Here is a 20,987-nt window from a genome sequence, read left to right as displayed (position 1 = left end):
AACCCCGCGTTAGGAAGGGCACCTTCCTCTACGTATTGCGATGTGAAGGTGCCCTTCCTTTCGTTACTGGTTGACGGTGGCCATGCCGGATTCGGCGTAGCGTTCGCCGGCCACGGCGTCGGGTGGGACGGCTTCGGTGAGGCGTCGGAGTTGGTCTGCGGTGAGGACGAGGTCGGCGGCGGCGGTGTTCTCCTCGAGGTACGGCACGCGTTTGGTGCCGGGGATCGGCAGGACGTCGTCGCCCTGGGCGAGCAGCCAGGCCAGCGCGGCCTGGGCGGGTGTCGCCCCGATCTCGTCGGCGACCTCGCGGACGGCCTGCACCAGGGCCATGTTGTGGGCGAAGTTCTCCTCGGCGAAACGCGGCACGGTGCGCCGGAAGTCGTCGGCGGCCAGATCCGCCGGTGAGGTGATCTTGCCGGTGAGCCAGCCGCGGCCGACGGGGGAGTACGCCACCAGGCCCACCCCGAGCTCGCGGCAGGTCGCCAGCATCTCGTCCTCGACGAAGCGGGTGAACAGGGAGTACTCCATCTGCACCGCGGTGATCGGGAACACGGCGTGGGCGGCCCGCAGCGTCGCAGGGCTGACCTCGGACAACCCGAGGTAGCGGACCTTGCCCTGCTTGACGAAGTCGGCCATGGCCGCGACGGTGTCCTCGATCGGCACGTCGGGGCTGCGCCGGTGCATGTAGTACAGGTCGATGTGGTCGGTGCGCAGGCGGCGCAGCGAGTCCTCCACCGCTTGGCGGGCCCACTGCGGCGACGAGTCGACCCAGCGCCGGACGACGTCGCCCTGCGCGTCCGGCTCGCCGCGGTTGGCGAACTTGGTGGCCAGCACGTACTCGTCGCGCCGGTCGCCGATGGTGCGGCCGATCAGCTCCTCGTTGTGGCCGAACCCGTACATGTCGGCGGTGTCGAAGTGCGTCACCCCGATGTCCAGGGCACGCCGCAGCGTCGCGGCCGACCCCTCGTCGTCGCGCTGCCCGTAGGCGAAGCTCATGCCCATGCAGCCGAGGCCGATGGCGCTGACCTCGGGTCCGTTGCTGCCGATGCGTCGCATAGCGGTCATGACTCCATCTTCTCCCCGGACGGGGCGGGCGCGCCCGCGTAGCCGGGTCCCCGCGGGACGGGGACTCGGCGCGCCCTCGCCCGAGCGGTGCCGTCCTGCGTCCGGACCCGGACACCGACGGGTCCGGATGACAGGGTGCGCCGATACGATGCGCTGACCCCGAGTGCCAGGAGCCCCCATGTCGTATCCGCCCCCGTCCCCGGAACAGCCCGGCTACCCGCAGCAGCCCGGCCAACCCGCCCAGCCCGGATATCCCGCCCAGCCGGGCTATCCCGTGCAGCCCGGATATCCCGCCCAGCCCGGCTACCCGGCGCAGCCGGGGTATCCCGGCCAGCCCGGTTACCCGGGGCAGCCCGTGCCGCCGGCCCCGAAGAAGTCCCGGGCCGGCCTGTGGATCGGCATCGGGCTCGGCGTGCTGCTGCTCTGCTGCGGCGGTGGCGTCGGCGGTTGGTACCTGCTCAAGGACACCGCAGACCAGATCGAGCAGGGCGTCGAGGACGTGCTCGCCTCGGCCAGCGCGCAGGCCGCGGCCAAGCCGATCACCGTGGTCGCGCCGGCCACGCTCGCGGGACGCGTCAAGTCCACCGATCCGCAGCTCCAGACGCTGACGGAGACCATGAAGGGCAGCTTCGAGACGATGCTGCCGTCGTCGACGGCCGCCGTGGCGGCGTTCTACGGCGACCAGGCCAAGCAGGACCTGGTGATGATCTTCGCGGCCGCGGCGCCGATCACCAATCCCGGCCGGGAGCTCGATGCCGCGTTCACGGGCATGGGCACCTCGGGTGTCGTCGCCACCGGGATCGCTCCGGTCGACCCGGGCCCGCTCGGCGGCGAGGCGAAGTGCGGCAGCGCCAAGGCCGAGGCGGTGCCGCTCGTGGTCTGCGCCTGGGCCGACAAGGGCAGCCTGGGCATGGTGGTCTGGTACTTCAAGACCGTGGACGAGGTCAAGGCCGAGTTCGTGCAGATGCGCAGCCAGATCGAGAAGCAGGGCTGACCGGATCGCGTGACGGGGCGGGGGATCCCGCCCCGTCACGCGTTCTGCCAGAGCCCGACCGTGTTGTCCTCGCTGTCGGCGATGTACGCGGTGAAGCCCATCGTGCCGACGGCCTGGCGTTCCTGGAGCACCCGGCCGCCACACGAGACGATCTTGGCCAGGGCGGTGTCGATGTCCTCGACCTCGACCGTGATGACCGGCCCGGTCACCGGCGCCTCGCGCCGGGTCATGCCGCCGTTGATGGCACCGGGCTCGGTGGGGTTGCCCCGGTCGTCCGTGGCGACGGTGCGCACCCAGATGTAGTCGAACTCCGGCATGGCGTCGAGCTGCCAGCCGAAGGCGTCGGTGTAGAACGCGCGGGCCCGCTCGACGTCGTCGGCCGGAAGCTCGAAATGCACCACTTTTCCCGTCATGGCCTCAGGTTAGGCACTCGGTCGGGGCGCGACCGGACTTTCGGCGTACCCCGGCAGCGGCTAGTTTGGTCCGGTGCGGACGACGGTGGTGGCCCTGATGGCGAGCGGAACGCTGCTGGCCGGCTGCTCGGGCGCCGGGGCGTCCGCGCACGAGCCGCCCGCGGTGGTGTCGCCAAGCCCTCCCGCGCCGACCGGCGCCTGCCTGCTGCTGGACTTCCCCCGCATCGAGCAGCGGCTGCACGTGCGCATGGCGGTGGCCGGCGCGGCGAACCACGACAAGACCAGCACGTGCGTGGCCCGGCCGACCGAGGCGGCGCTACCCGAACTGAGCGTGTCGGTCACCCCCAGCAAGGCCGACGTCGCCGTGTTCCGGGCCGCGATGCTGCCCGACGGCGCGAAGGCCGTGACGGCGCTGGGCAAGGTCGCCTACTCGCAGCTCAAACCAGCCGTCAAGGGCCGCGGGCCGTACGTGGAGATCGGCTGGCTGGCCGGCAACGCCCGCCTGCTCGTGCTGAAGGTCACCCTGCCGGAGGGCGGCGACGCCGCGGCCCTGCTGCCCGACGTCGTCGAGCTGGCCAAGGACATCGACCGCGCCGGAGTCTGACCTGCGCGAAAAGAACGAGGCCCCGTCGCGCCATCAGAACGGCGCGAACGGAACCTCGTTCATCAACGACCCGTGTTCGACCCTGCCGCCCACCGCGTTCGGCCGCCGGCGTCACGCGCCACCAAGGAGGTAAGCGAAGCCGACGACTGGCGCGTGACGCCGGCTGAGAGGCCGAACGCCGCGCTCGCCGGAGGCGGGCGCCGGCTACACAGCTGCGGGCGCCAGCGATACTGTGACGAACACTCGCGAGGCGACCTCGCGGGGCAGGCGGACAGGTTCGCCGCCGTGGTCGATCGAGACGCCGTCGCGCTCCTGGGCGACGGTGACCGTCGCGCCCGGGTCGACGCCGGCGGCGTGCAGCTGGCGCAGCACCTCGGAGTCGGTCTGCACGCTCTCGCAGATCCGGCGGACCACGACCTGGCCGGTGAGTCCGGGGAAGGCGAGGTTGCGCTCGGGGGTGTCGCCGCCCTCGGTGTCGCGGGGCTTGATGTCGAGGGCGTCCAGGCCGGGGATCGGGTTGCCGTACGGTGACCGGGTGGGCCGGTTCAGCAGGTCGTAGACGCGCTTCTCCACGGCGTCGCTCATCACGTGCTCCCACCGGCAGGCCTCTTCGTGGGCCTCCTCGTAGGGCATGCCGATGACGTTGACCAGGAGCAGCTCGGCGAGGCGGTGCTTGCGCATGACGGCGACGGCGTGTGCCCGGCCGGACTCGGACAGCTGCAGATGGCGATCGGTCTCCACGACGGTCAGCAGACCGTCGCGCTCCATACGGGCCACGGTCTGGCTGACCGTGGGGCCGCTCTGGTGCAGGCGCTCGGCGATGCGGGCGCGCAGCGGCGGCACGCCCTCCTCCTCGAGCTCGAGGATGGTGCGCAGGTACATCTCGGTGGTGTCAATGAGGTCGGACATGAACGGGTCCTCTCCAAGTCGCTGGCTGCGATTCTATTGCGTGTCACCGCAGCGACACCCGTCGGCGTATGTCTGTTGATCAACCTGTGGCCGCGCCGCTCATGGCAGTTCGGGCAGGCCCGCGTCGTTGAGCGGCCAGAACGGGTTGTATGCCACCTCCCAGGCATGTCCGTCCGGATCGGCGAAGTAGCCCGAATAGCCGCCCCACTCCACCTTCTGGGCGGGTTTCAGCAGTGTCGCACCGGCCGCCACGGCTGTCGCGAGCGCCTCGTCCACCGCGGCCTCGGTGGCGAGGTTCACCGCGCACGTGACGTTGCGGAACCCGGCCGGCTCGTGCGCGGGCTGCAGCGCGTCGGCGGCCAGCTCGGCGCTGGGAAAGAGCGCCAGCAGGGCGCCCGCGGTGCGGAAGAAGCTGATGCCGTCCTGCGAGCGAGCGGACAGCGGCCAGCCCAGCGCCTGGTAGAAGGCGGTGGAGCGGGCCAGGTCGGTGACACCGAGGGTCACCATGCTGATGCGACCGGCGAAAGACATGGCCGGAAGTCTCCCAGCGGGGTGGGACAGTGCGCTACGACACACGCCCGCCGATGGTGTTGACTGGCGAGTGTGCGTACTCCACTGATCACTGTGGCGGAACTGGCCGACCGCCTCCGCTCCGGGCAGCCCACGACCTTGCTGGACGTGCGGTGGCGGCTGTCCGGCCCGCCCGGCCGCGACGACTACGACGCCGGCCACCTGCCGGGTGCGGTCTTCGTCGACCTGGACCGCGACCTGTGCGGGCCGCCCGGTCCGGCCGGCCGCCACCCGCTGCCGCACCCGGAGGCGCTGGAGGGCGCGCTGCGCGCCGCGGGCGTACGCGAAGGCAGGCCGGTCGTCGTCTACGACGCCGGTGACGGCATGGCCGCGGCCCGTGCCTGGTGGACGCTGCGCTGGGCCGGACACGCCGACGTACGCGTGCTCGACGGCGGCTTCGCCGCCTGGTCCGTCGCGGGCGGCGAGGTGACCGACAAGCCGGCCGAGCTGGTCCGGGGCGACGTGGTCGTCGTGCCCGGAGGTATGCCGGTGCTCGACGCCGCCGCCGCGGCCGTGCTCGCCGCGGACGGGGTCCTGCTGGACGCGCGGGTCGGGCCGCGGTTCCGGGGCGAGACCGAGCCGATCGACGCGGTGGCCGGGCACATCCCGGGCGCCCGCAACCTGCCCTACGGGGAGCTGGTCGCCGCCGACGGAACGCTGCGCGCCGACCTCGCCGACGTGTTCGCCGACCTCGGCGACGGGCCGATCGGGGCATACTGCGGCTCCGGCGTGACCGCCGCGCACACCGTGCTGGCCCTGCACGCCGCGGGCCGCACCGACGCCGCGCTCTACGTCGGCTCCTGGAGCAACTGGATCACCGACCCGTCCCGGCCGGTCGGCCGCGTATGAGCGAGCGGAGCGAGGGCGCGGCATGACGGCGACCGTGGTGTGGAGCGACGCGCTGCTCGCCTACGACCTGGGCGACCATCCGCTGAACCCGGTGCGGGTCGAGCTGACCATGGCGCTGGCCCGCGAGCTGGGCGTGCTCGACCGGCCCGGGGTGGAGCTGGTCGCACCGGAACCGGCCACCGAGGCCGAGCTGCTGCGGGTGCACCGCCGGGACTATCTGGACGCGGTGCGGGCCGCGCCGGACGACCCGTTCTTCCGCGGGTACGGCCTCAACACCCCGGACAACCCCGTCTTCGAGCACATGCACGAGTCGTCGGCGCTGGTCTGCGGCGCGACGCTGGCCGCGGCACGGGCCGTGTGGTCGGGCCGGGCACAGCGCGCCGTCAACGTGTCGGGCGGCCTGCACCACGCCATGCCGGCCCGCGCGGCCGGGTTCTGCGTGTACGACGACCCGGCCGTCGCCATCGCCGACCTGCTGGCCCAGGGTGCGGAGCGGATCGCGTACATCGACATCGACGTGCACCACGGCGACGGCGTGCAGGAGATCTTCTACGACGATCCGCGGGTGCTCACGGTGAGCCTGCACGAGGGCCCGCTGACGCTGTTCCCCGGCACCGGATACGTCGAGGAGACCGGCGGCCCGAAGGCGGAGGGCACCGCGGTGAACGTGCCGCTGCCCCCGGGCACCGGCGATACGGGCTGGCTGCGCGCGTACCACGCGGTGGTGCCGTCGGTGGTGCGCGCGTTCCGGCCGCAGCTCATCGTGCTGCAGGCCGGGGCGGACACGCACCGGCTGGACCCGCTGGCGAACCTGCGGCTGACCGTGGACGGGCAGCGGGCGGCTCAGCTGGCCGTGCGGGCGCTGGCCGACGAGCTGTGCGAAGGGCGGCTGGTGGCCACCGGCGGGGGCGGATACGCCCTGGTCGAGGTGGTGCCGCGGGCCTGGACCCACCTGCTGGCGATGGTCACCGGCGAGCCGCTGGACCCGGCCACGCCGCTGCCGGAGTCGTGGCGGCGGTTCGCCGCCGCGCGCGTGCCCGGCCGGGACGTGCCGACCACGCTCACCGACGGTGGCGACGTGACGTTCACCCCGTGGCAGCCCGAGTCCGACGGAGACCGGCTGGACCGAGCGATCATGGCGGCGCGCCGGGCGGTCTTCCCGCTGCACGGGCTCGACCCGCACGACCCGCGGGACTGAGCCGTGACCGGCGCGGATGTGCTGCTTTCCGACGGCACCACGGTCCACCTGCGGCAGATCACGCCGTTGGACGCCGACGCGGTGGTGGCGATGCACTCGCGCTTCTCCGAGCGCACCCGCTACCTGCGCTACTTCTCGCCGTACCCCCGGATTCCCGCCCGCGACCTGCACCGCTTCGTCAACGTCGACCACGTCGACCGGGAGGCGTTCGTGGTCGCCGCGGGCGAGCGCCTGGTCGCGGTGGGCCGCTACGAGCGGCTCGGCGCGTTGTCGCACGAAGCCGAGGTCGCGTTCGTGGTCGAGGACGCCTACCAGGGCCGCGGTGTCGGCTCGGTGCTCCTGGAGTACCTCGCCGCCGCGGCTGCCGAGGCGGGCGTCACCCGGTTCGTCGCCGAGGTGCTCCCGGAGAACGGCGCCATGCTGCGCGTGTTCACCGACGCCGGATACGAGGTCACCCGGCGCTACGCCGACGGCGTGGTGACGCTGACCTTCCCGGTCGCGCCCACCGAGCGCTCCCGCGCCGTGCAGGCCGACCGCGAGCAGCGCACCGAGGCCCGTTCGGTGGCCCGCCTGCTGCGCCCGCGCGCGATCGCCGTCTACGGCGCGAGCGCGTCCGGCCACGGCGTCGGCGCGGCCGTGCTGGCCCACCTGCGCGCCTCGGGCTTCACCGGGCCGGTGCACCACGTGCACCCGGACGGGCCACTGCGCTCGCTCGCCGACCTGGCCCCCGCACCGGTGACCGCGTCGCCCACCGGCGGCAGCCACGGTGCGGGCGCGGCAGCCGCACCCGGTGTGCCGGGGTCGCCCCGTCCCTGGGAGCCGGGATCCGGCCTGGCACATCCGGGCGAGTCGGAGGCCGAACCGATGATCGATCTCGCGGTCGTGGCGACGCCGCCCCTGGCGCTGCCGGACGTGCTGGCCGACGCCGCCGCGGCCGGGGTGCACGGGCTGCTGGTGCTCACCGAGATGGACCCGGCGCAGCGGCGCGACCTGGTGCGGGCCGCGCGGATCGCGGGCATGCGGGTGATCGGCCCCGGCAGCCTCGGCATCGCCGACCACGCGGTACGCCTCAACGCCACGCTCGTGCCGCGGCTGCCCGGCCCCGGCCGGGTCAGCCTGTTCTGCCACTCCGGCACGCTGGGCCTGCTGCTGCTGGCCGAGGCCGAGCGGCGCGGGCTGGGCATGAGCGGCTTCGTCAGCGCGGGCCGCCGGGCCGACGTGTCCGGCAACGACCTGCTGCAGTTCTGGGCCGAGGACCCGCACACCGACGTCGTCGCGATGTACCTGGAGTCGTTCGGCAACCCGCGCAAGTTCGCCCGCATCGTGCGCACCGCGGGACGGCACAAGCCGATCGTGATGCTGGCCGGGCACACCGGCCATGGCGGCTCCGCCCTGGACGACGCCGCGATGCAGGCGCTGCGGGCCCACTCCGGCGTGATCGAGGTCGGCACCGTCGGCGAGCTGTTCGACGTGGCGACGCTGCTGGCGGCCCAGCCGCTGCCGACCGGCGACCGGATCGGCGTGGTGAGCAACGCGTTCGCGCTGTCGGCGCTGGCCTCGGCCGAGATCCGGGCCGCCGGGCTGCGCGTCGGCCGGGCGGGTGCGGTCGGCCCGGCCGCCGGGCCGGACGAGTTCGCCGCCGCGGTGCACGCCGCGCTGCACAGCGACGACACCGATGCGGTGATCGTGGTGGTCGCGCCGCCGCTGCCCACCGGCCCGCTCGCCGCCGACCAGAGCGCGGAGACGGCTTTGCTGGGGCCGTACGCCGACGCGCTGGCCAAGGTCGTCGAGGAGGCGGACAAGCCGGTGCTGGCGAGCTTCCTCGCCGGGCGGGGACCGGCGCAGGTGCCGTCCTACCGGTCGATCGAGGAGGCGGTGCGGGCGCTCGCACAGGTGACCCGGCGCGCCGCCTGGCTGCGCGAGCCGCCCGGCACGCTGCCACCCCCGCCGCCCGGTGCCGATCCGCTCGCGCCAACGGTCGACGCCCTGCTCGACGCGTACGGCGTCACCTTGGTGCCGAGCACCCGGGCGGCCGGCGGGGACGCTGCCGCGGCGGCGACGGCGGCGTACTCGGCCCCGGTGGTGCTGAAGGTCGCGGACCGGCCGAACCGGATCGACTTGGGCGCGGTACGCCTCAACCTCAGCGGCCCAGACGAGGTTCGGCGCGCCTACGCCGATCTGGAGGCTTTGTTCGGTGCCGGCGTGGAGGTGCTGGTGCAGCCGATGGTGTCGCCCGGTGTGGCCTGCGTGATCGAGATCGTCGATGACCCTGCGTTCGGGCCGGTGGTCGGGTTCGGGCTGGCCGGGCCGGTGACCGAGCTGGTGGGTGACCGGGCCTGGCGGGCCGCGCCGCTCACCGATACCGACGCCGCCGCACTGGTCCGGGCGCCCAAGGCGGCCCCGCTGCTGGCCGCCGCCGACGCGTCCGCCCTGGCGGAGCTGCTGGTCCGCCTCGGTCGGCTGGCCGCCGACACCGCGCGCCTACGCCACCTGGTGCTGAACCCGGTCCTGGTGCACGCCTCGGGCGTCTCCGTCCTGCACGCGCGCGGCGAGCTGACCGAAGCCACCCCCCGCCCCGACACCGGCCCCCGCCAGCTGAGGTGAGGATGGCGCCTGCCACCTCGCACCTCCGAGGCAGAAGGTCCCGGCCATGACGCGCGCCATGGCCGGGCGCTCCGTTCGGGACCATCCCGCGGTCGACTGCCGACAGGTCCTACCGTGTCGCCGTGGGAGTGACCACTGCAGTCGGTGTCACCGCCGCGGTCGGGCTCTCCGTCCCGGACGGCGGCGGTGAACCGGTCGCGCAGGCGGCCGGGTCGAACCGGTCGCAGCCGAATTTGTCGCGGTCCGCGTACTCCAGTGTCGCCAGCAGCGCACCCGCGGCGTCGTACACCCGGATCGTGAGCTGCGACCCCAGCGGCACCGCCAGCCCGCCGACGCCGTTGACGAGGGCGGCCTCGGCCGTCTGCGCGCCGCGGACCACCTCGGCGCGGACCGCGGCGGGCGGGGCGACGATCTGCAAGTGATCGCTCTCCACCTGGTACCACGGCAACCGCATGGCGAGCAGGCTGTGCTCCACATCGCCGGCGATGCCGTAACCCGAGGGATGGTCGCGGTAGGAGCCGTCCCCGGTGTCGATCGTGCCGGTGGTGTACGGGCCGCCGCCGTCCGCGGTGACCGCCTGCACGGTGACGATGGCGGCTCGTCCGGTGGTCGTACCCGGCATGTCGATCTCATCACTCCACAGCACCCGGTACGTCACGTCCGGCCCGGTCAGCCTGGTCAGTGTGGCCAGCCCGGCGGCGATCTGCGTGGCGGCGGCGGGCATCGGCCTGCCCCGGCCACCGGCCGGCTGCGGGTCCACCGTGACCGGTTTTCCGGGAGCGGCCGCCGCGCCGCCCTCGGTCTCGTAGAGCACCGTTCCGCCGGTGAGCACCCGGAAGCGCTGCTGCCCGACCAGGTCGGCGATGCCGACATAACCGTCGGGCGCGTCCAGGCGCGTCCAGCTCCGCTTGACTCCGGTGCCGGTGTAGCGGGTCTCCGCCGTCTCGTAGACCGCGCCGACGGGGCCGAGCAACAGGAAGGTCCGCTCGGCGTTCCCGGAGCCCATCGCGAAGCCCGTGCCCAGAGCTGGTTCCATCATGCTGAGCATGCTGTGCTTCAGCTCGTCGGCGCCGTCTCCAGGCTCCCCCTGAAACGCCGCCACCAGCGGTTTGCCGTCCACGCTGGCGACCACCGCGATGCGCCGCGCACCGATGTCCCCGGCGAACAGCACCTTGATCATGGCAGGATCGTCGGGCAGCCGGGATCCGGTGCTGTCGTCGTTCATCGCCAGGTCCGCCGCCATCTGCCGCAGCGACTCGATGTAGGCGTTGTCCGCGGCGAGGCTGCCCCGGGTGGGGGAGTTCAGCAGCGGCAGCAGCGCGGCCGGCGGCGGTCCGGCGACCGGGAGGTACGGCTGCGGCCTGCCGAGCAGCCAGGCGCCCGGTGCGACGACCAGCAGCATGGCGACGGCCGCGATTGCGGCGGTGACGCGACGCCGCCGCCGGTGGTGCCGGCTGACCACCCGGGGGTACGGGTCGGGCTGCGGTGTCACCTGTGCGGCGTGCCGGTCCAAAGTCGCCCGAAGTTCCTCGATCATGTCAGTTGCCCCCGTTCGCGGTGGTGAGAGCGGCCGACGGGCCCGGCTCGATCAGTTCGCGCAGCCGGGCCAGGCCGCGCGAGGAGTGGCTCTTGACCGTGCCCACGGTCACCCCGAGGATCTGCGCGGTCTCCTGCTCCGACCGGTCCTCCCAGTACCGCAGCACCAGCACGGCGCGCATGCGCACGGGCAGGCGGCGCAGCGCGCTCCACAGCTGGTCGCGCTCCTCGACGGCATCGCCGGTGTGGCGCGCCCGGTCCGGCAGGACCGCGGTGACGATCTCGCGGATCGGCCGCCGCCAGTCGTTGGCGAGCTGGTTGACCATGATCCGGCGCACGTACGCCTCCGGGTGGTCCATCCGCCGCCACTTGGGCAGCGCCGCGGCGAGCGCGTTCTGCAGCAGGTCCTCCGCGCGGTCGCGGGAACCGCACAGCAGGTATGCCGTGCGTAACAGCGCGGTGTAGCGCTGCTCCACGAACGCCTGGAAGTCGTCGTCGGGCATCGGGTCGGTCTCCCCTCGTGTGTTCACCCCACCGAACACTCGAGGAGTCCGAAAGGTTGAGCGCGGCAGAGGGTAACGCGGCGCGGCCCCGGCCATGAGGCCGGGGCCGCGCGCTCTAGCTGGGCAAACGTCAGGCGGCGTACACCGACAGGCGCTCGGCGCGCTCGCCGCTGCGCAGCTTCAGCAGCGTGGTCTTCTCGATCTGGCGGATGCGCTCGCGGGACAGGCCGAACTCCTTGCCGACCTCGTCCAGGGTGCGCTGGCGGCCGTCGTCCAGGCCGAAGCGCAGCCGGATCACGGCCTGCTCGCGCTGCGACAGGGTCGACAGCACGATCTCGACCTCGTCGCGCAGCTGACCCTGGGCCAGCGCGTCGGCGGCGTCACCGCGCGGGTCGACGGCGGCGACGAAGTCGCCCAGCGCGCTCTCGCCGTCCTCGCCGACCGCCTGGTCCAGGCTGACCGGCTCGCGGTCGTACGAGATCAGCTCGATGACCTGGTACTCCGGGATCTCCAGCGCGACCGCGATCTGCGCGATCGACGGCTCGCGGCCGAGCGCGGTAGCCAGGTCGCGGCGCACCCGGACCATGCGGTTGACCTGCTCCACCATGTGCACCGGGATGCGGATGGTGCGGGCCTGGTCGGCCATGGCGCGGGTGATGGCCTGGCGGATCCACCAGGTGGCGTACGTGGAGAACTTGTAGCCCTTGGTGTAGTCGAACTTCTCGACGGCGCGGATGAGGCCGAGGTTGCCCTCCTGGATCAGGTCCAGGAACGCCATGCCGCGGCCGGTGTAGCGCTTGGCGATGCTGACCACCAGGCGCAGGTTCGCCTCGAGCAGGTGGTCCTTGGCGGCGTGACCCTCGCGGATCACGGTCTCCAGGTCCCGGTCGTGCTCGATGCCGTCGCGCTCCATCACGTACTCGGCCATCAGGCCGGCCTCGATCCGGCGCGCCAGCGAGACCTCCTGCTCGGCGGTCAGCAGCTTGGTGCGGCCGATCAGGTTGAGGTACGCACGGACGAGGTCGGTCGAGACGCCCCGCTCGTCGGTCTCGTCCAGATCGGCGGGCGCGCTGTCCAGTACGGCCACTGCGTTCATGCTCTCGTCGCTCATCGCTGTCCTCCCCGTGTCGCCTTGTGTACTGGACAGCTTGGTGTATGGCGCGTGAGACGGCGGTGAGACGATTTCGTGAATCTGCCACGATGGGGCGGACAGGGGAGGGACGTGTGGTCGTGAAGCGCCTGATGCGCATGTTCGGGGTCGGCGGACCGTCGGTGCGTACGGAGTTGAAGGTGTCGCGGGCCAAGCCCGGCGGCAAACTCAGCGGCACGGTCGAGGTCACCGGCGGGGATCACCAGGTTTCCATCGGGTACATCGCGTTGACGCTGGTCACCGACGTCGGTGTGCAGGGCGGGCTGGCCGGAAGCCAGTCCACGGGAGAGGTCAGCCGGCAGAAGGTCGTGGAGGGTTTCACGCTGGCCGCGCGGGAGCGTCGGATATTCGACATCACCTGCGACGTGCCACTGGAGACCCCGCTGACCCGGGCCTTCGGGCAGCCGATAGCCGGAATGAACGTCGGTCTGCGCACCGAGCTGGAGGTGGCCCGCGAGGTCGACCGGACCGACCTGGACCCGGTCGAGATCGATCCGATGCCCGCGCAGCAGCACATCCTGGACGCGCTGAGCAAGCTCGGCTTCCAGTTCGTGAAGGCCCACATGGAGAAGGGCCGCCTGCGCGGACTGCCGCAGACGCTGCCCTTCTACCAGGAGATCGAGTTCCTGCCCGGCACGGCGTACGCCGCCCAGCTGCGCAACCTCGAGGTCACCTTCGTCGCCACCGACCGCAAGCTGCACGTCGTGATGGAACTGGACAGAAAGGTCGGCCCCCTGGCCGACCGCGACATCTTCGGCCGTTTCACGGTCGACCCCGCCACCCTCGCCGACACCGACTGGCGCGGCCTCCTCAAAGACTGGCTGACCCAATCCACCGCCCGCAAGGGCCCCCTGTTCTGACCCCGCTTTCGGGCGTTGATCATGAACTTATGGCACGGCTCGACGGAGTGTCACCGCCATAAGTTCATGATCAACTATGCTCGGCCGCCGCGCCGCGCCGCGCCGCGCCGCGCCGCGCCGGCCCGGCTCGCGGTCGGGGTCAGAGGTCGAGGATCAGGGTGTTGGGGCCGACGTTCACGGACTCGACCAGCATGTGGGTGCGGAAGCGTCCCGTTTCGACGGTGGCGCCGCGGGCGCGCAGGGCCGCGACGAAGGCGGTGACCATCGGCTCGGCGACCTCGGCGGGGGCGGCGGCCTGCCAGGTCGGGCGGCGGCCCTTGCGGGCGTCGCCGTAGAGCGTGAACTGGCTGACCACCAGCAGCGGGGCGCCGACGTCGGAGGCGCTGCGCTCGCCGTCGAGCAGGCGCAGCTCGTACACCTTGCGGGCCATCGTCTCGACGGTGGCCTGGGTGTCGCCGTGCGTCACCCCCAGCAGCACCAGCAGTCCGTCCTTGATCTCCCCGACCACCTCGCCGTCCACGGTCACACTCGCCCGGCTCACCGTCTGCACTACCGCGCGCACCGGCGCACCCCTTCCGTCGCGTCGATCATGAAGTCAGGCCGACGACACACCGTCGAACCTTGCCATAAGTTCATGATCAACCAGTCAGTAGGTGGGGAGGAGGAGGCCGCGTTCGACCAGGTGGTCGATGACGGGGAGGAGGGCTTCGGAGAGGGCGTCGACGGGGGCCTCGTGGGCGGTGGCGAGCAGGGCGATCTGGTCGTGGAGGGGGAGATCGCCGTTGGAGCCGCTGACCAGGGCGAGGATGAGGGGGTCGATCTCCTCGACCCAGCGCAGGCCCTCGGGCATGGCCAGGAGCTGGCGGTCGACGATCCAGCCGTCGTCGCCCATGGTGGCCTCCTGGCGCAGCTGGAGGCCGTCGACGCGGCGGTAGCGGGCCGCGAGGAGCTGCTCGCGGTCGCGGACGTCCAGCCAGTCGCGGCGGGCGAACCATTCCGCCACCCGGTCGCCGAGCGGGGCCTGCACCTGCTGGCGCAGGTCCTCGCAGACCACCGACGGGTCGGTCTTGCCGCTGTTGCGGGCGGTGACCAGGCCGAAGCCGATCGCCTCGACGCCGTGCGCGGCGAACCAGTCCAGCCACTCGGCGGCCCGCTGGGCGTCGTGCTTCTCGCTCGCGTCGGCCAGCCACAGGCGTACGTAGTCCAGCGGGTCGCTGACCTCGCGCTGGATCGCCCACAGGTCCATGCCGGTGCCGGCGAACCAGCCCGCGACCCGGTCCTCCCAGTCCTCGCCCTTCACGTGCACCCAGTTGGCCAGGAACTGCAGCGTGCCGCCCTCGGACAGCAGGGTCGGCGCGGCCCCGGCGAGCTCGGCGCAGACGCCGTCACCGGCCCGGCCGGAGTCGCGGTAGACGTGGGTGGCCAGGCCGGGCCCGACCACGAACGGCGGGTTGCTGACCACCAGGTCGAACCGGCGGTCGGCGACCGGCGCCAGCATGTCGCCCTGCAGCAGCTCCCAGCTCAGGCCGTTGAGCGCGGCCGTCGTCGCGGCGAAGCGCAGTGCGCGGGGCGACAGGTCGGTCGCGGTGACGGCGCGCGCGTGGGTGCTGAGGTGCAGCGCCTGCACGCCGCAGCCGGTGCCGAGGTCGAGCGCGGTGCCGACGGGCGTACGCACCGTCGCACCGGCCAGTGTGGTGGACGCGCCGCCGACCCCGAGCACATGGTCGGCGGGCAGCTGACGGCCCGGCTGGGCGGGCAGGTCCGACAGGACCCACCAGTCGCCGTACGGCTCCAGGTCGACGCCCGCCGCGAGCCCTCCCTCGCCCTGCACGACGAGCCCGGCCGCGCGGGCCGCGGCGACCGGCAGCGGGGCCAGCGCGGCGGCGACGGCCGGCTGCGGTTCGGTCTGCCCGCAGATGAACAGCCGGATCAGGGTGTCCAGTGGATCACCCGAACCGGTGATCCGCAGCGCGGCGCGGAAGTCGCTGCGCCCCGCGTCGGCCGACGCCTGCGGCCCCAGCCGCGCCGCGATGCCCGCGGCGGTGAACCCGGCGCTGGTCAGCGCGGTACGCAGATGATCGATGTCAGCGGTCTCCAGCAGCGTCTGCACCCTGACATCGTGCACCAACGTGCGGCGTACGGTGCAGCTACGTGTGCACTAACGTGCTGCGCATGGCACAGGTATGGGCGCACTGGCACACCGTATTGATCACGACGGCGGCGCTGGTACCCCTGACCCTGCTGGTCGTCGCCGGGATGGTCCGGCGCCGATCGCGCGCGGGCGTGTCGCGTGGCCGTGCGTGGCGGTGGTCGCTGGCCGAGGGCGCGATGGTGCTCGGGACACTGCCCTGGGTATGGATGACGCTGACCCCGGTGCAGGTGCCGCCCGGCACGGTGCTGGTGTACCTGGAGCCCCTGAGCGACCTGCGCGCCCAGCTCACCCAGCCGCTGCCGTGGGTGATCACGCAGGTGGGCGGCAACCTGCTGGTGTTCTTCGCGCTGGGTGCGGGCGCGCCGGTGCGTTTCGCGGCGTTCGCCGCGCCCGCGCGGCTGCTGCTGCTGCTCGGGGCGGCCTGCTCGCTGATGATCGAGGTGACCCAACTGCTGTTCGTCACCAACCGGGTGTGCAGCGTGGACGACGTGCTGGTCAACGCCGTCGGTTGCCTGCTCGGCGGCCTGGCGACCCGTCCATGGTGGTCCCGCGCCCGCGTCCCCGTCCCGGCCTGAGCAGCGCGGCGCGGCGCGGCGTTGATCGTCCGAGTTGCCTGGCAACAGGGCGTATGCGCGTTCAAGATACGCACAGGTGCCTGGCAAGTCCGACGATCTTCGGGGTGCGCGGGGACGGAGGGCGCGGTGCGACGGTCGGGGCGGCGGGGGTTCTGGCAGGCTGTAGGCATGACGAAGCTGTGGCTCGCGCAGGAGCCCGCCGCCGACGAGATGTTGCGGCACGATCCGCTCGCCCTGATCACCGCCATGCTGCTCGACCAGCAGATCCCGCTGGAGAAGGCGTTCGTGGGGCCCTACCGGCTGGCTGGGCGGATGGGCGTGGAGCGGCTCGACGCGACGCAGATCGCCGAGTACGACCCGGCCGCGTTCGCGGAGCTGTTCGCGACCCCGCTGGCGATCCACCGTTTCCCCGGCTCGATGGCCGAGCGCACGCAGAAACTCGCCCGCGCCATCGTCGACGAGTACGACGGCGACGCCGCCACCATCTGGACCGGGGCCAAGGACGGCAAGGACCTGTTCAAGCGGCTGTCCGCGCTGCCGGGCTTCGGCAAGATGAAGGCGCAGATCTTCATCGCGCTGCTGGGCAAGCAGTTCGACGTGCAGCCGGAGGGCTGGCGCGAGGTCGCGGGGGTGTACGGCGAGGAGGGCTCGCTGCGCTCGGTCGCCGACATCCGCGACGCGGCCTCCCTGGCCAAGGTCCGCGAGTTCAAGAAGCAGATGAAGGCCGACGCAAAAGCTGACAAACCCTGACCTCCTCCACCGCAGACGTCAGGAAGGGCACCTTCTACAACGCATAGCGTCAAGAAGGTGCCCTTCCTTCGGACACCGCCGGGTCAGACCTTGTCCAGCTCCGGTTCGGCTGCGGCGGGGGAGTCCGTCGGGGCGGGAGCGGCTGGGTCGCGGGGGGCTCGCATGCCCAGGGCGGCGAGCGCGCCGAGCAGGCAGATCGCGGCGGTGCCGAGGAAGATCTCGCGGTATTCGGCGCGCAGCGCGCCGTCGAGGGCGGCCTGGTACGCCGCCAGCGCGCGCCGGAACTCGTCCTCGGTCATACCGAACGGCAGCGGTGTGGGCAGGTCCTTGGTGAACTCCTGGAAGCGGTGCAGGCCCCAGGCGGTCAGCGCGGCAACGCCGAGCAGCATGCCCATCATCCGGGCGACCACCACCGCGGCCGAGGCCACGCCGTGCTGGACGGCCGGCACGATGCGCAGCACCAGTGCCGACAGCGGGGCGATGACCAGGCCCAGGCCGAGCCCGGCCAGCACCAGGTCGGTGTCGAGCCGGGGCAGGCTGAGCGGGCCGAGTTCGTGCCGGGCGGCGAGCAGGTCGGCGGGCCAGCCGGCGATCAGCAGGTAAGCCCCGGCGGATCCGGCCAGGCCGACGACGGTGAGCAGGCGTTCGCCGAAGCGGCGCAGCACCAGGCCGCCGAGCACCGCGCCGATCGGCAGCGCGACCAGGAACCGGGTGAGCAGCAGCGTGCTGTCGAGGGTGTCCAGCCGGAGCAGGGTGTGCCCGACCAGTTCCACGTCGACCAGGGTGACCATGAGCGCGGCGCCCGCGCAGGCGCTGGCGGCCAGCGTGGCCAGCAGCGGTCCCATGGCGACGCCGGCCGGGTCGAGCAGGCGGGTGCGGGCGCGCCACTCCCAGGCGACGAACGCGGCCAGTGCCACGCCCGCCCCGGCGAGTACGGCGGGTCCCCAGCTGGGCAGCACGGCGTGCGCGGGGTCGGGGTTGTACAAGCCGACCACGCACAGCCCGAGGGTGAGCGCGAGCAGCAGGCCGCCGACCACGTCGACGCGACGCGGGGGAGTTTCGGGGTCGGGGCGGTGCGGGGGCACCAGCAGCCAGACCGCGACGCCGATGAGCACGGCCAGCGGGATGTTGATCCAGAAGATGCCGCGCCAGCCGATCCAGAGCGCCACGGCCGCGCCGAACAGCGGGCCGAGCACCGCGCCCAGTTCCTGCGCGGCGCCGACCCAGCCGAGGGCGGTGGGCCGGGTGGCGGGCGGGAACAGGTCGGCGATCAGCGCCATGGTCACGGGCAGCAGCGCGCCACCGGCCATGCCCTGCAGTGCCCGGCCGGCGACCAGCGGGACCAGGTCGGTCGCGGTGGCGGTGACGACGGAGCCGACGGCGAACGCGGCCAGGCAGGCGAGGATCAGCAGGCGGCGGCCGTACCGGTCGGACAGGCTGCCCAGCAGCGGCATCGCCGCGACGTAGCCGAGCAGGTAGCCGGTGACCAGCGGGGTGGCCCGCTCCAGGTGGTTGATCGGGATGCCGAGGTCGTTGACAATGTCGATCAGCACCGAGACCAGCACGTACGCGTCGAGCGCACCGAGCAGCACGGCCAGCCCGCCCATGCCGACGGCGAGGCGGTGCCGCGGGGCGGCCGCAGCCGCCCCGCCGCCCGTGGCGCCGTGATCAGGGCGCACTGATCGTCACCGGGTCGTTGTACTTGGTGAACGTCACGGTGACCGTGCCGGCCGGGTCGCTGCCCTTCGCCGGGATGGTGAACTCGCCCTTGACCAGCTGCTTCGAGGTCGCGTCGAGCCAGACGTGCCCGGTGACGCCGGCCCCGACGCCCGGGATCAGCGTGGCCAGCGCGACCGGGTCGGGCTCGACCTGGATCTTGTAGGTCTCCTTGCCGTCGACCGTCTCCTTGGCCTGGGTGGTCGCGGTCTTCACAGAGCTGAGCAGCTTCGCGACGCCGCGGTTCGGGTCGAGGATGGCCGAGGGGTCGTACACGGTGGCCGCGGCGGCGAGCGGCAGCTTCTGGTAGCCGCCGGTGGCGCCCTGCAGCCAGAGGTCGGAGCCGACGATGACGAACTTCGCCTCGATCGCGGTGCCGAACTGCTCGATGGCGGCGGTGCCCTGAGCGGAGCCCTCCTGGGTGAGGTCACCCTCGGCGCGCTTGAGGCTCAGTCCGCTGATCTTGCCGTTGACGTCGATGACGAAGTGCGCGGACTTGACCGCGGCCATCGCCTTGGCCCCGTCGAGCAGCAGGGTCTGCGCGGCGGGCAGGTCGGCGGGCGGAGCCGGGTCGTCCGCCTTCGAGGTGCACCCGGTGAGGGTGAGGGCCAGTGCGGCGAGCGCGGCGAGCGCGTACGAGGTGCGGGACATACGCGCATGTTAGTGCGGGCCGCCACGCGGAGCCCGACACGCCGCTTGCAGGCCTGTTGACCTGCCCTTTCGTATACCAGTTTCGCGCCGGCCCCCGCAGGCGTCCGGACCGGATTCCGTCGTTCGGTCCATAGCAGACCGGACGAACCTTCTGAAATACGGAGCAAGCGATCGGCCGATCGGTAGCATCACGGAGGGTGAGCTAACGATTTCATTTGGTAATCGTTATGGCACCGCTCTCCTCCTTCCGGGCGGAGTGCGTGGGCCGCTCGTCCCAGGTGGATGCCTACCGGCGCCACCGTGTCCTGCCTGAGGAGAACCAATGACGATGCTCAGCGAGCCTGACGCATTGACCGGGCCGTCCGTCCACTGCGACCTGCCCGGGCCCCGTTCGGCCGAACTGCTGGAGCGCCAGCAGCGCCGCGAGTCCAACGCGCGTACCTATCCCCGCAACATCCCCATCGCCATCGCCGAGGGTTCCGGCAGCTTCGTGCGCGATGTCGACGGCAATGTGTTCATCGACTTCCTGACCGGCGCGGGCGTGCTGTCGCTCGGCCACAACCACCCCGAGCTGGTCCGGGTCGTCACGTCCCAGCTGGGCCGGCTGACCCACGCGCTGGACTTCCCGACCCCCGCCAAGGACGAGTTCATCGAGGCCCAGCTGTCCATGCTGGCCCCTGGCCTGCGCGAACGCATGCGCGTGCACTTCTGCGGCCCGACCGGCGCCAACGCCATCGAGGCCGCGATCAAGCTGTGCAAGACCGCCACCGGCCGCGGCGACATCATCTCGTTCCAGGGCGGCTACCACGGCGGCAGCTCCGCCGCGATGGCCATGTCCGGGCTGGTCTCGCAGAAGCGCCCGATCGCCAACGGCATGCCCGGCGTGCACTTCTTCCCGTACTCGTACTGCGGCCGGTGCCCGCTGGGCCTGCGCCCGGACTCCTGCGAGACCAACTGCGCGGGGCTGCTGGAGAAGTCGCTGCTCGACCCGAACGGCGGCGTGGCCCGGCCCGCCGCGGTGATCCTGGAGCTGGTACAGGGCGAGGGCGGGGTCATCCCGGCCACCCGTGACTTCGTCCGGCGGGTGCGGGCGCTGACCCGGTCGCTGGACATCCCGCTGATCGTCGACGAGGTGCAGACCGGGTGCGGCCGCACCGGCACCTGGTTCGCGTTCGAGCAGTACGACATCGAGCCCGACGTGATCGTCGCGTCGAAGGCGCTGTCCGGCATCGGCACGCCCGTCGCGCTCATCATGTACGACGAGCGCCTGGACGTCTGGCAGCCAGGCGCGCACACCGGCACGTTCCGGGGCAACCAGCTCGCCTTCGCCGCGGGGGCGGAGGCGGTCCGGATCCTGCACCGCGACCAGATCCTGGCCAACGTGCGCGAGCGCGGGGCGCAGGTGGCCGAGCGGTTCGCCGAGCTGCAGACCCACCCGGTGGTGCGCGAGGTGCGCGGCCGGGGCCTGATGTGGGGCGTGGAACTGGCCGACCCCGGCGACGGGCGCTCGGCCGGGCAGCTGGCCCGCCAGGTGCAGGCCCGAGCGCTGCGCCGGGGCCTGATCGTCGAACTCGGCGGGCGCGACGACTGCGTCATCCGGATCCTGCCGCCGCTGAACGTGACCGCCGAGGTCATCGACATCGCCTGCGGCATCGTCATCGACGCCATCGAGGAGTCGTGCCGCCCGGGTGCCGAAGCCGACGAGTCGGCGATCGCGCGTGCGGGAGCGGACGGCATGGGCTGACCGGCGGGGCGCCGCCAGGCGCCCCGTCCGAATGCGGCCGACCGGCGCGCCGCCCCGCGGCGGCGCGCCGCACCGGCTCCCGCATTCCCGAACGCGGCCCCGCCTCGCGCGGCCCGCCCGTTCCACTCAGCCGTCCTTGTCGTC

The 20,987-nt window shown here is 72.6% G+C and carries 20 protein-coding genes; 9 read left to right on the top strand and 11 right to left on the bottom strand.

What is annotated here, in order from left to right; genetic code table 11:
- Nucleotides 1–63: 63 nt before the first annotated feature.
- Nucleotides 64–1,065, bottom strand: coding sequence for an aldo/keto reductase (locus FLL47_RS03115; protein WP_342780292.1), 1,002 nt, complete (start codon nucleotides 1,063–1,065; stop codon nucleotides 64–66).
- Nucleotides 1,066–1,243: 178 nt separating this feature from the next.
- Between FLL47_RS03115 and FLL47_RS03110 the strand changes: the two genes are divergently transcribed.
- Complete coding sequence (locus FLL47_RS03110) at nucleotides 1,244–2,059, top strand: hypothetical protein (protein WP_144118866.1); 816 nt, start codon at nucleotides 1,244–1,246, stop codon at nucleotides 2,057–2,059.
- 35 nt (nucleotides 2,060–2,094) lie between these two features.
- Here the strand turns inward: FLL47_RS03110 and FLL47_RS03105 are convergent, their stop codons facing one another.
- Complete coding sequence (locus FLL47_RS03105; protein ID WP_144118865.1) at nucleotides 2,095–2,472, bottom strand: VOC family protein; 378 nt, start codon at nucleotides 2,470–2,472, stop codon at nucleotides 2,095–2,097.
- A gap of 73 nt (nucleotides 2,473–2,545) precedes the next feature.
- On the opposite strand from FLL47_RS03105, the gene FLL47_RS03100 reads away from it, so the two are divergent.
- A complete protein-coding gene (locus tag FLL47_RS03100) occupies nucleotides 2,546–3,076 on the top strand; it encodes a hypothetical protein (protein ID WP_144118864.1) in 531 nt (176 codons plus the stop codon).
- Between the two features lie 204 nt (nucleotides 3,077–3,280).
- On the opposite strand, the gene FLL47_RS03095 is transcribed toward FLL47_RS03100, so the two are convergent.
- Both FLL47_RS03095 and FLL47_RS03090 read right to left on the bottom strand, forming a co-directional pair.
- Nucleotides 3,281–3,985: an iron-dependent transcriptional repressor DtxR gene (locus FLL47_RS03095; protein ID WP_144118863.1), complete on the bottom strand. Its 705-nt coding sequence runs from the start codon at nucleotides 3,983–3,985 to the stop codon at nucleotides 3,281–3,283.
- A gap of 99 nt (nucleotides 3,986–4,084) precedes the next feature.
- The gene (locus tag FLL47_RS03090; protein WP_144118862.1) at nucleotides 4,085–4,516 is read right to left on the bottom strand and encodes a VOC family protein; all 432 of its coding nucleotides are present in this window, start codon (nucleotides 4,514–4,516) and stop codon (nucleotides 4,085–4,087) included.
- A gap of 63 nt (nucleotides 4,517–4,579) precedes the next feature.
- Between FLL47_RS03090 and FLL47_RS03085 the strand changes: the two genes are divergently transcribed.
- From FLL47_RS03085 to FLL47_RS03075, 3 genes are read left to right on the top strand one after another with little or no spacing between them, the layout of a single operon-like run.
- Nucleotides 4,580–5,404: a sulfurtransferase gene (locus FLL47_RS03085; RefSeq protein ID WP_144118861.1), complete on the top strand. Its 825-nt coding sequence runs from the start codon at nucleotides 4,580–4,582 to the stop codon at nucleotides 5,402–5,404.
- Between the two features lie 22 nt (nucleotides 5,405–5,426).
- Entirely contained in the window at nucleotides 5,427–6,602 is a 1,176-nt protein-coding gene (locus tag FLL47_RS03080; RefSeq protein WP_144118860.1) for an acetoin utilization protein AcuC, read from the top strand.
- A 3-nt stretch (nucleotides 6,603–6,605) separates the two neighbouring features.
- Nucleotides 6,606–9,206, top strand: a complete 2,601-nt coding sequence (locus FLL47_RS03075; RefSeq protein ID WP_144118859.1) for a GNAT family N-acetyltransferase — start codon at nucleotides 6,606–6,608, stop codon at nucleotides 9,204–9,206.
- Nucleotides 9,207–9,315: 109 nt separating this feature from the next.
- On the opposite strand, the gene FLL47_RS03070 is transcribed toward FLL47_RS03075, so the two are convergent.
- The 3 genes from FLL47_RS03070 to sigB form a co-directional block, all read right to left on the bottom strand.
- Nucleotides 9,316–10,743: a hypothetical protein gene (locus FLL47_RS03070; protein ID WP_144118858.1), complete on the bottom strand. Its 1,428-nt coding sequence runs from the start codon at nucleotides 10,741–10,743 to the stop codon at nucleotides 9,316–9,318.
- Nucleotide 10,744: 1 nt separating this feature from the next.
- Nucleotides 10,745–11,272 carry a SigE family RNA polymerase sigma factor gene (locus FLL47_RS03065; protein ID WP_342780291.1) on the bottom strand — a complete coding sequence of 176 codons (528 nt, stop codon included), beginning with the start codon at nucleotides 11,270–11,272 and terminating at the stop codon, nucleotides 10,745–10,747.
- Nucleotides 11,273–11,375: 103 nt separating this feature from the next.
- A complete protein-coding gene (gene sigB, locus FLL47_RS03060) occupies nucleotides 11,376–12,356 on the bottom strand; it encodes an RNA polymerase sigma factor SigB (protein WP_239165452.1) in 981 nt (326 codons plus the stop codon).
- Nucleotides 12,357–12,469: 113 nt separating this feature from the next.
- Between sigB and FLL47_RS03055 the strand changes: the two genes are divergently transcribed.
- Nucleotides 12,470–13,255, top strand: a complete 786-nt coding sequence (locus tag FLL47_RS03055) for a sporulation protein (RefSeq protein WP_144118857.1) — start codon at nucleotides 12,470–12,472, stop codon at nucleotides 13,253–13,255.
- Nucleotides 13,256–13,394: 139 nt separating this feature from the next.
- Here the strand turns inward: FLL47_RS03055 and dtd are convergent, their stop codons facing one another.
- Complete coding sequence (dtd, locus tag FLL47_RS03050; RefSeq protein ID WP_120318632.1) at nucleotides 13,395–13,817, bottom strand: D-aminoacyl-tRNA deacylase; 423 nt, start codon at nucleotides 13,815–13,817, stop codon at nucleotides 13,395–13,397.
- Between the two features lie 84 nt (nucleotides 13,818–13,901).
- Nucleotides 13,902–15,365, bottom strand: coding sequence for a DUF7782 domain-containing protein (locus FLL47_RS03045; protein WP_144118856.1), 1,464 nt, complete (start codon nucleotides 15,363–15,365; stop codon nucleotides 13,902–13,904).
- 62 nt (nucleotides 15,366–15,427) lie between these two features.
- Here FLL47_RS03045 and FLL47_RS03040 point away from each other — a divergent pair, with 62 nt between their 5' ends.
- Nucleotides 15,428–15,982, top strand: coding sequence for a VanZ family protein (locus FLL47_RS03040; RefSeq protein ID WP_144118855.1), 555 nt, complete (start codon nucleotides 15,428–15,430; stop codon nucleotides 15,980–15,982).
- Between the two features lie 168 nt (nucleotides 15,983–16,150).
- Nucleotides 16,151–16,732 carry an HhH-GPD-type base excision DNA repair protein gene (locus FLL47_RS03035; protein WP_144118854.1) on the top strand — a complete coding sequence of 194 codons (582 nt, stop codon included), beginning with the start codon at nucleotides 16,151–16,153 and terminating at the stop codon, nucleotides 16,730–16,732.
- A gap of 83 nt (nucleotides 16,733–16,815) precedes the next feature.
- Here FLL47_RS03035 and FLL47_RS03030 read toward each other — a convergent pair whose 3' ends face one another.
- Nucleotides 16,816–18,411 carry an MFS transporter gene (locus tag FLL47_RS03030; RefSeq protein ID WP_246157464.1) on the bottom strand — a complete coding sequence of 532 codons (1,596 nt, stop codon included), beginning with the start codon at nucleotides 18,409–18,411 and terminating at the stop codon, nucleotides 16,816–16,818.
- Nucleotides 18,401–19,099, bottom strand: a complete 699-nt coding sequence (locus FLL47_RS03025; protein ID WP_144118853.1) for an LppX_LprAFG lipoprotein — start codon at nucleotides 19,097–19,099, stop codon at nucleotides 18,401–18,403. The genes FLL47_RS03030 and FLL47_RS03025 overlap by 11 nt, the downstream gene beginning before the upstream one ends.
- A 322-nt stretch (nucleotides 19,100–19,421) precedes the next feature.
- Between FLL47_RS03025 and FLL47_RS03020 the strand changes: the two genes are divergently transcribed.
- On the top strand, nucleotides 19,422–20,843 hold the full coding sequence (locus FLL47_RS03020; protein ID WP_144118852.1) for an aspartate aminotransferase family protein: 1,422 nt from the start codon (nucleotides 19,422–19,424) through the stop codon (nucleotides 20,841–20,843).
- Nucleotides 20,844–20,987: the final 144 nt, after the last annotated feature.

This window comes from Catellatospora sichuanensis, assembly GCF_007483665.1.
GTDB classification, from domain to species: Bacteria; Actinomycetota; Actinomycetes; order Mycobacteriales; family Micromonosporaceae; genus Catellatospora; species Catellatospora sichuanensis.
The sequence above is the reverse complement of the archived record's forward strand: the minus strand, read 5'-3'. Positions and strand labels throughout refer to the sequence as shown.

Coding starts and splice junctions, on each gene's coding strand:
- FLL47_RS03115 (WP_342780292.1), bottom strand. CDS start 1,065: ATGACCGCTATGCGACGCATCGGCAGCAACGGACCCGAGGTCAGCGCC.
- FLL47_RS03110 (WP_144118866.1), top strand. CDS start 1,244: ATGTCGTATCCGCCCCCGTCCCCGGAACAGCCCGGCTACCCGCAGCAG.
- FLL47_RS03105 (WP_144118865.1), bottom strand. CDS start 2,472: ATGACGGGAAAAGTGGTGCATTTCGAGCTTCCGGCCGACGACGTCGAG.
- FLL47_RS03095 (WP_144118863.1), bottom strand. CDS start 3,985: ATGTCCGACCTCATTGACACCACCGAGATGTACCTGCGCACCATCCTC.
- FLL47_RS03090 (WP_144118862.1), bottom strand. CDS start 4,516: ATGTCTTTCGCCGGTCGCATCAGCATGGTGACCCTCGGTGTCACCGAC.
- FLL47_RS03080 (WP_144118860.1), top strand. CDS start 5,427: ATGACGGCGACCGTGGTGTGGAGCGACGCGCTGCTCGCCTACGACCTG.
- FLL47_RS03070 (WP_144118858.1), bottom strand. CDS start 10,743: ATGATCGAGGAACTTCGGGCGACTTTGGACCGGCACGCCGCACAGGTG.
- sigB (WP_239165452.1), bottom strand. CDS start 12,356: ATGAGCGACGAGAGCATGAACGCAGTGGCCGTACTGGACAGCGCGCCC.
- FLL47_RS03040 (WP_144118855.1), top strand. CDS start 15,428: ATGGCACAGGTATGGGCGCACTGGCACACCGTATTGATCACGACGGCG.
- FLL47_RS03035 (WP_144118854.1), top strand. CDS start 16,151: ATGACGAAGCTGTGGCTCGCGCAGGAGCCCGCCGCCGACGAGATGTTG.
- FLL47_RS03025 (WP_144118853.1), bottom strand. CDS start 19,099: ATGTCCCGCACCTCGTACGCGCTCGCCGCGCTCGCCGCACTGGCCCTC.
- FLL47_RS03020 (WP_144118852.1), top strand. CDS start 19,422: ATGACGATGCTCAGCGAGCCTGACGCATTGACCGGGCCGTCCGTCCAC.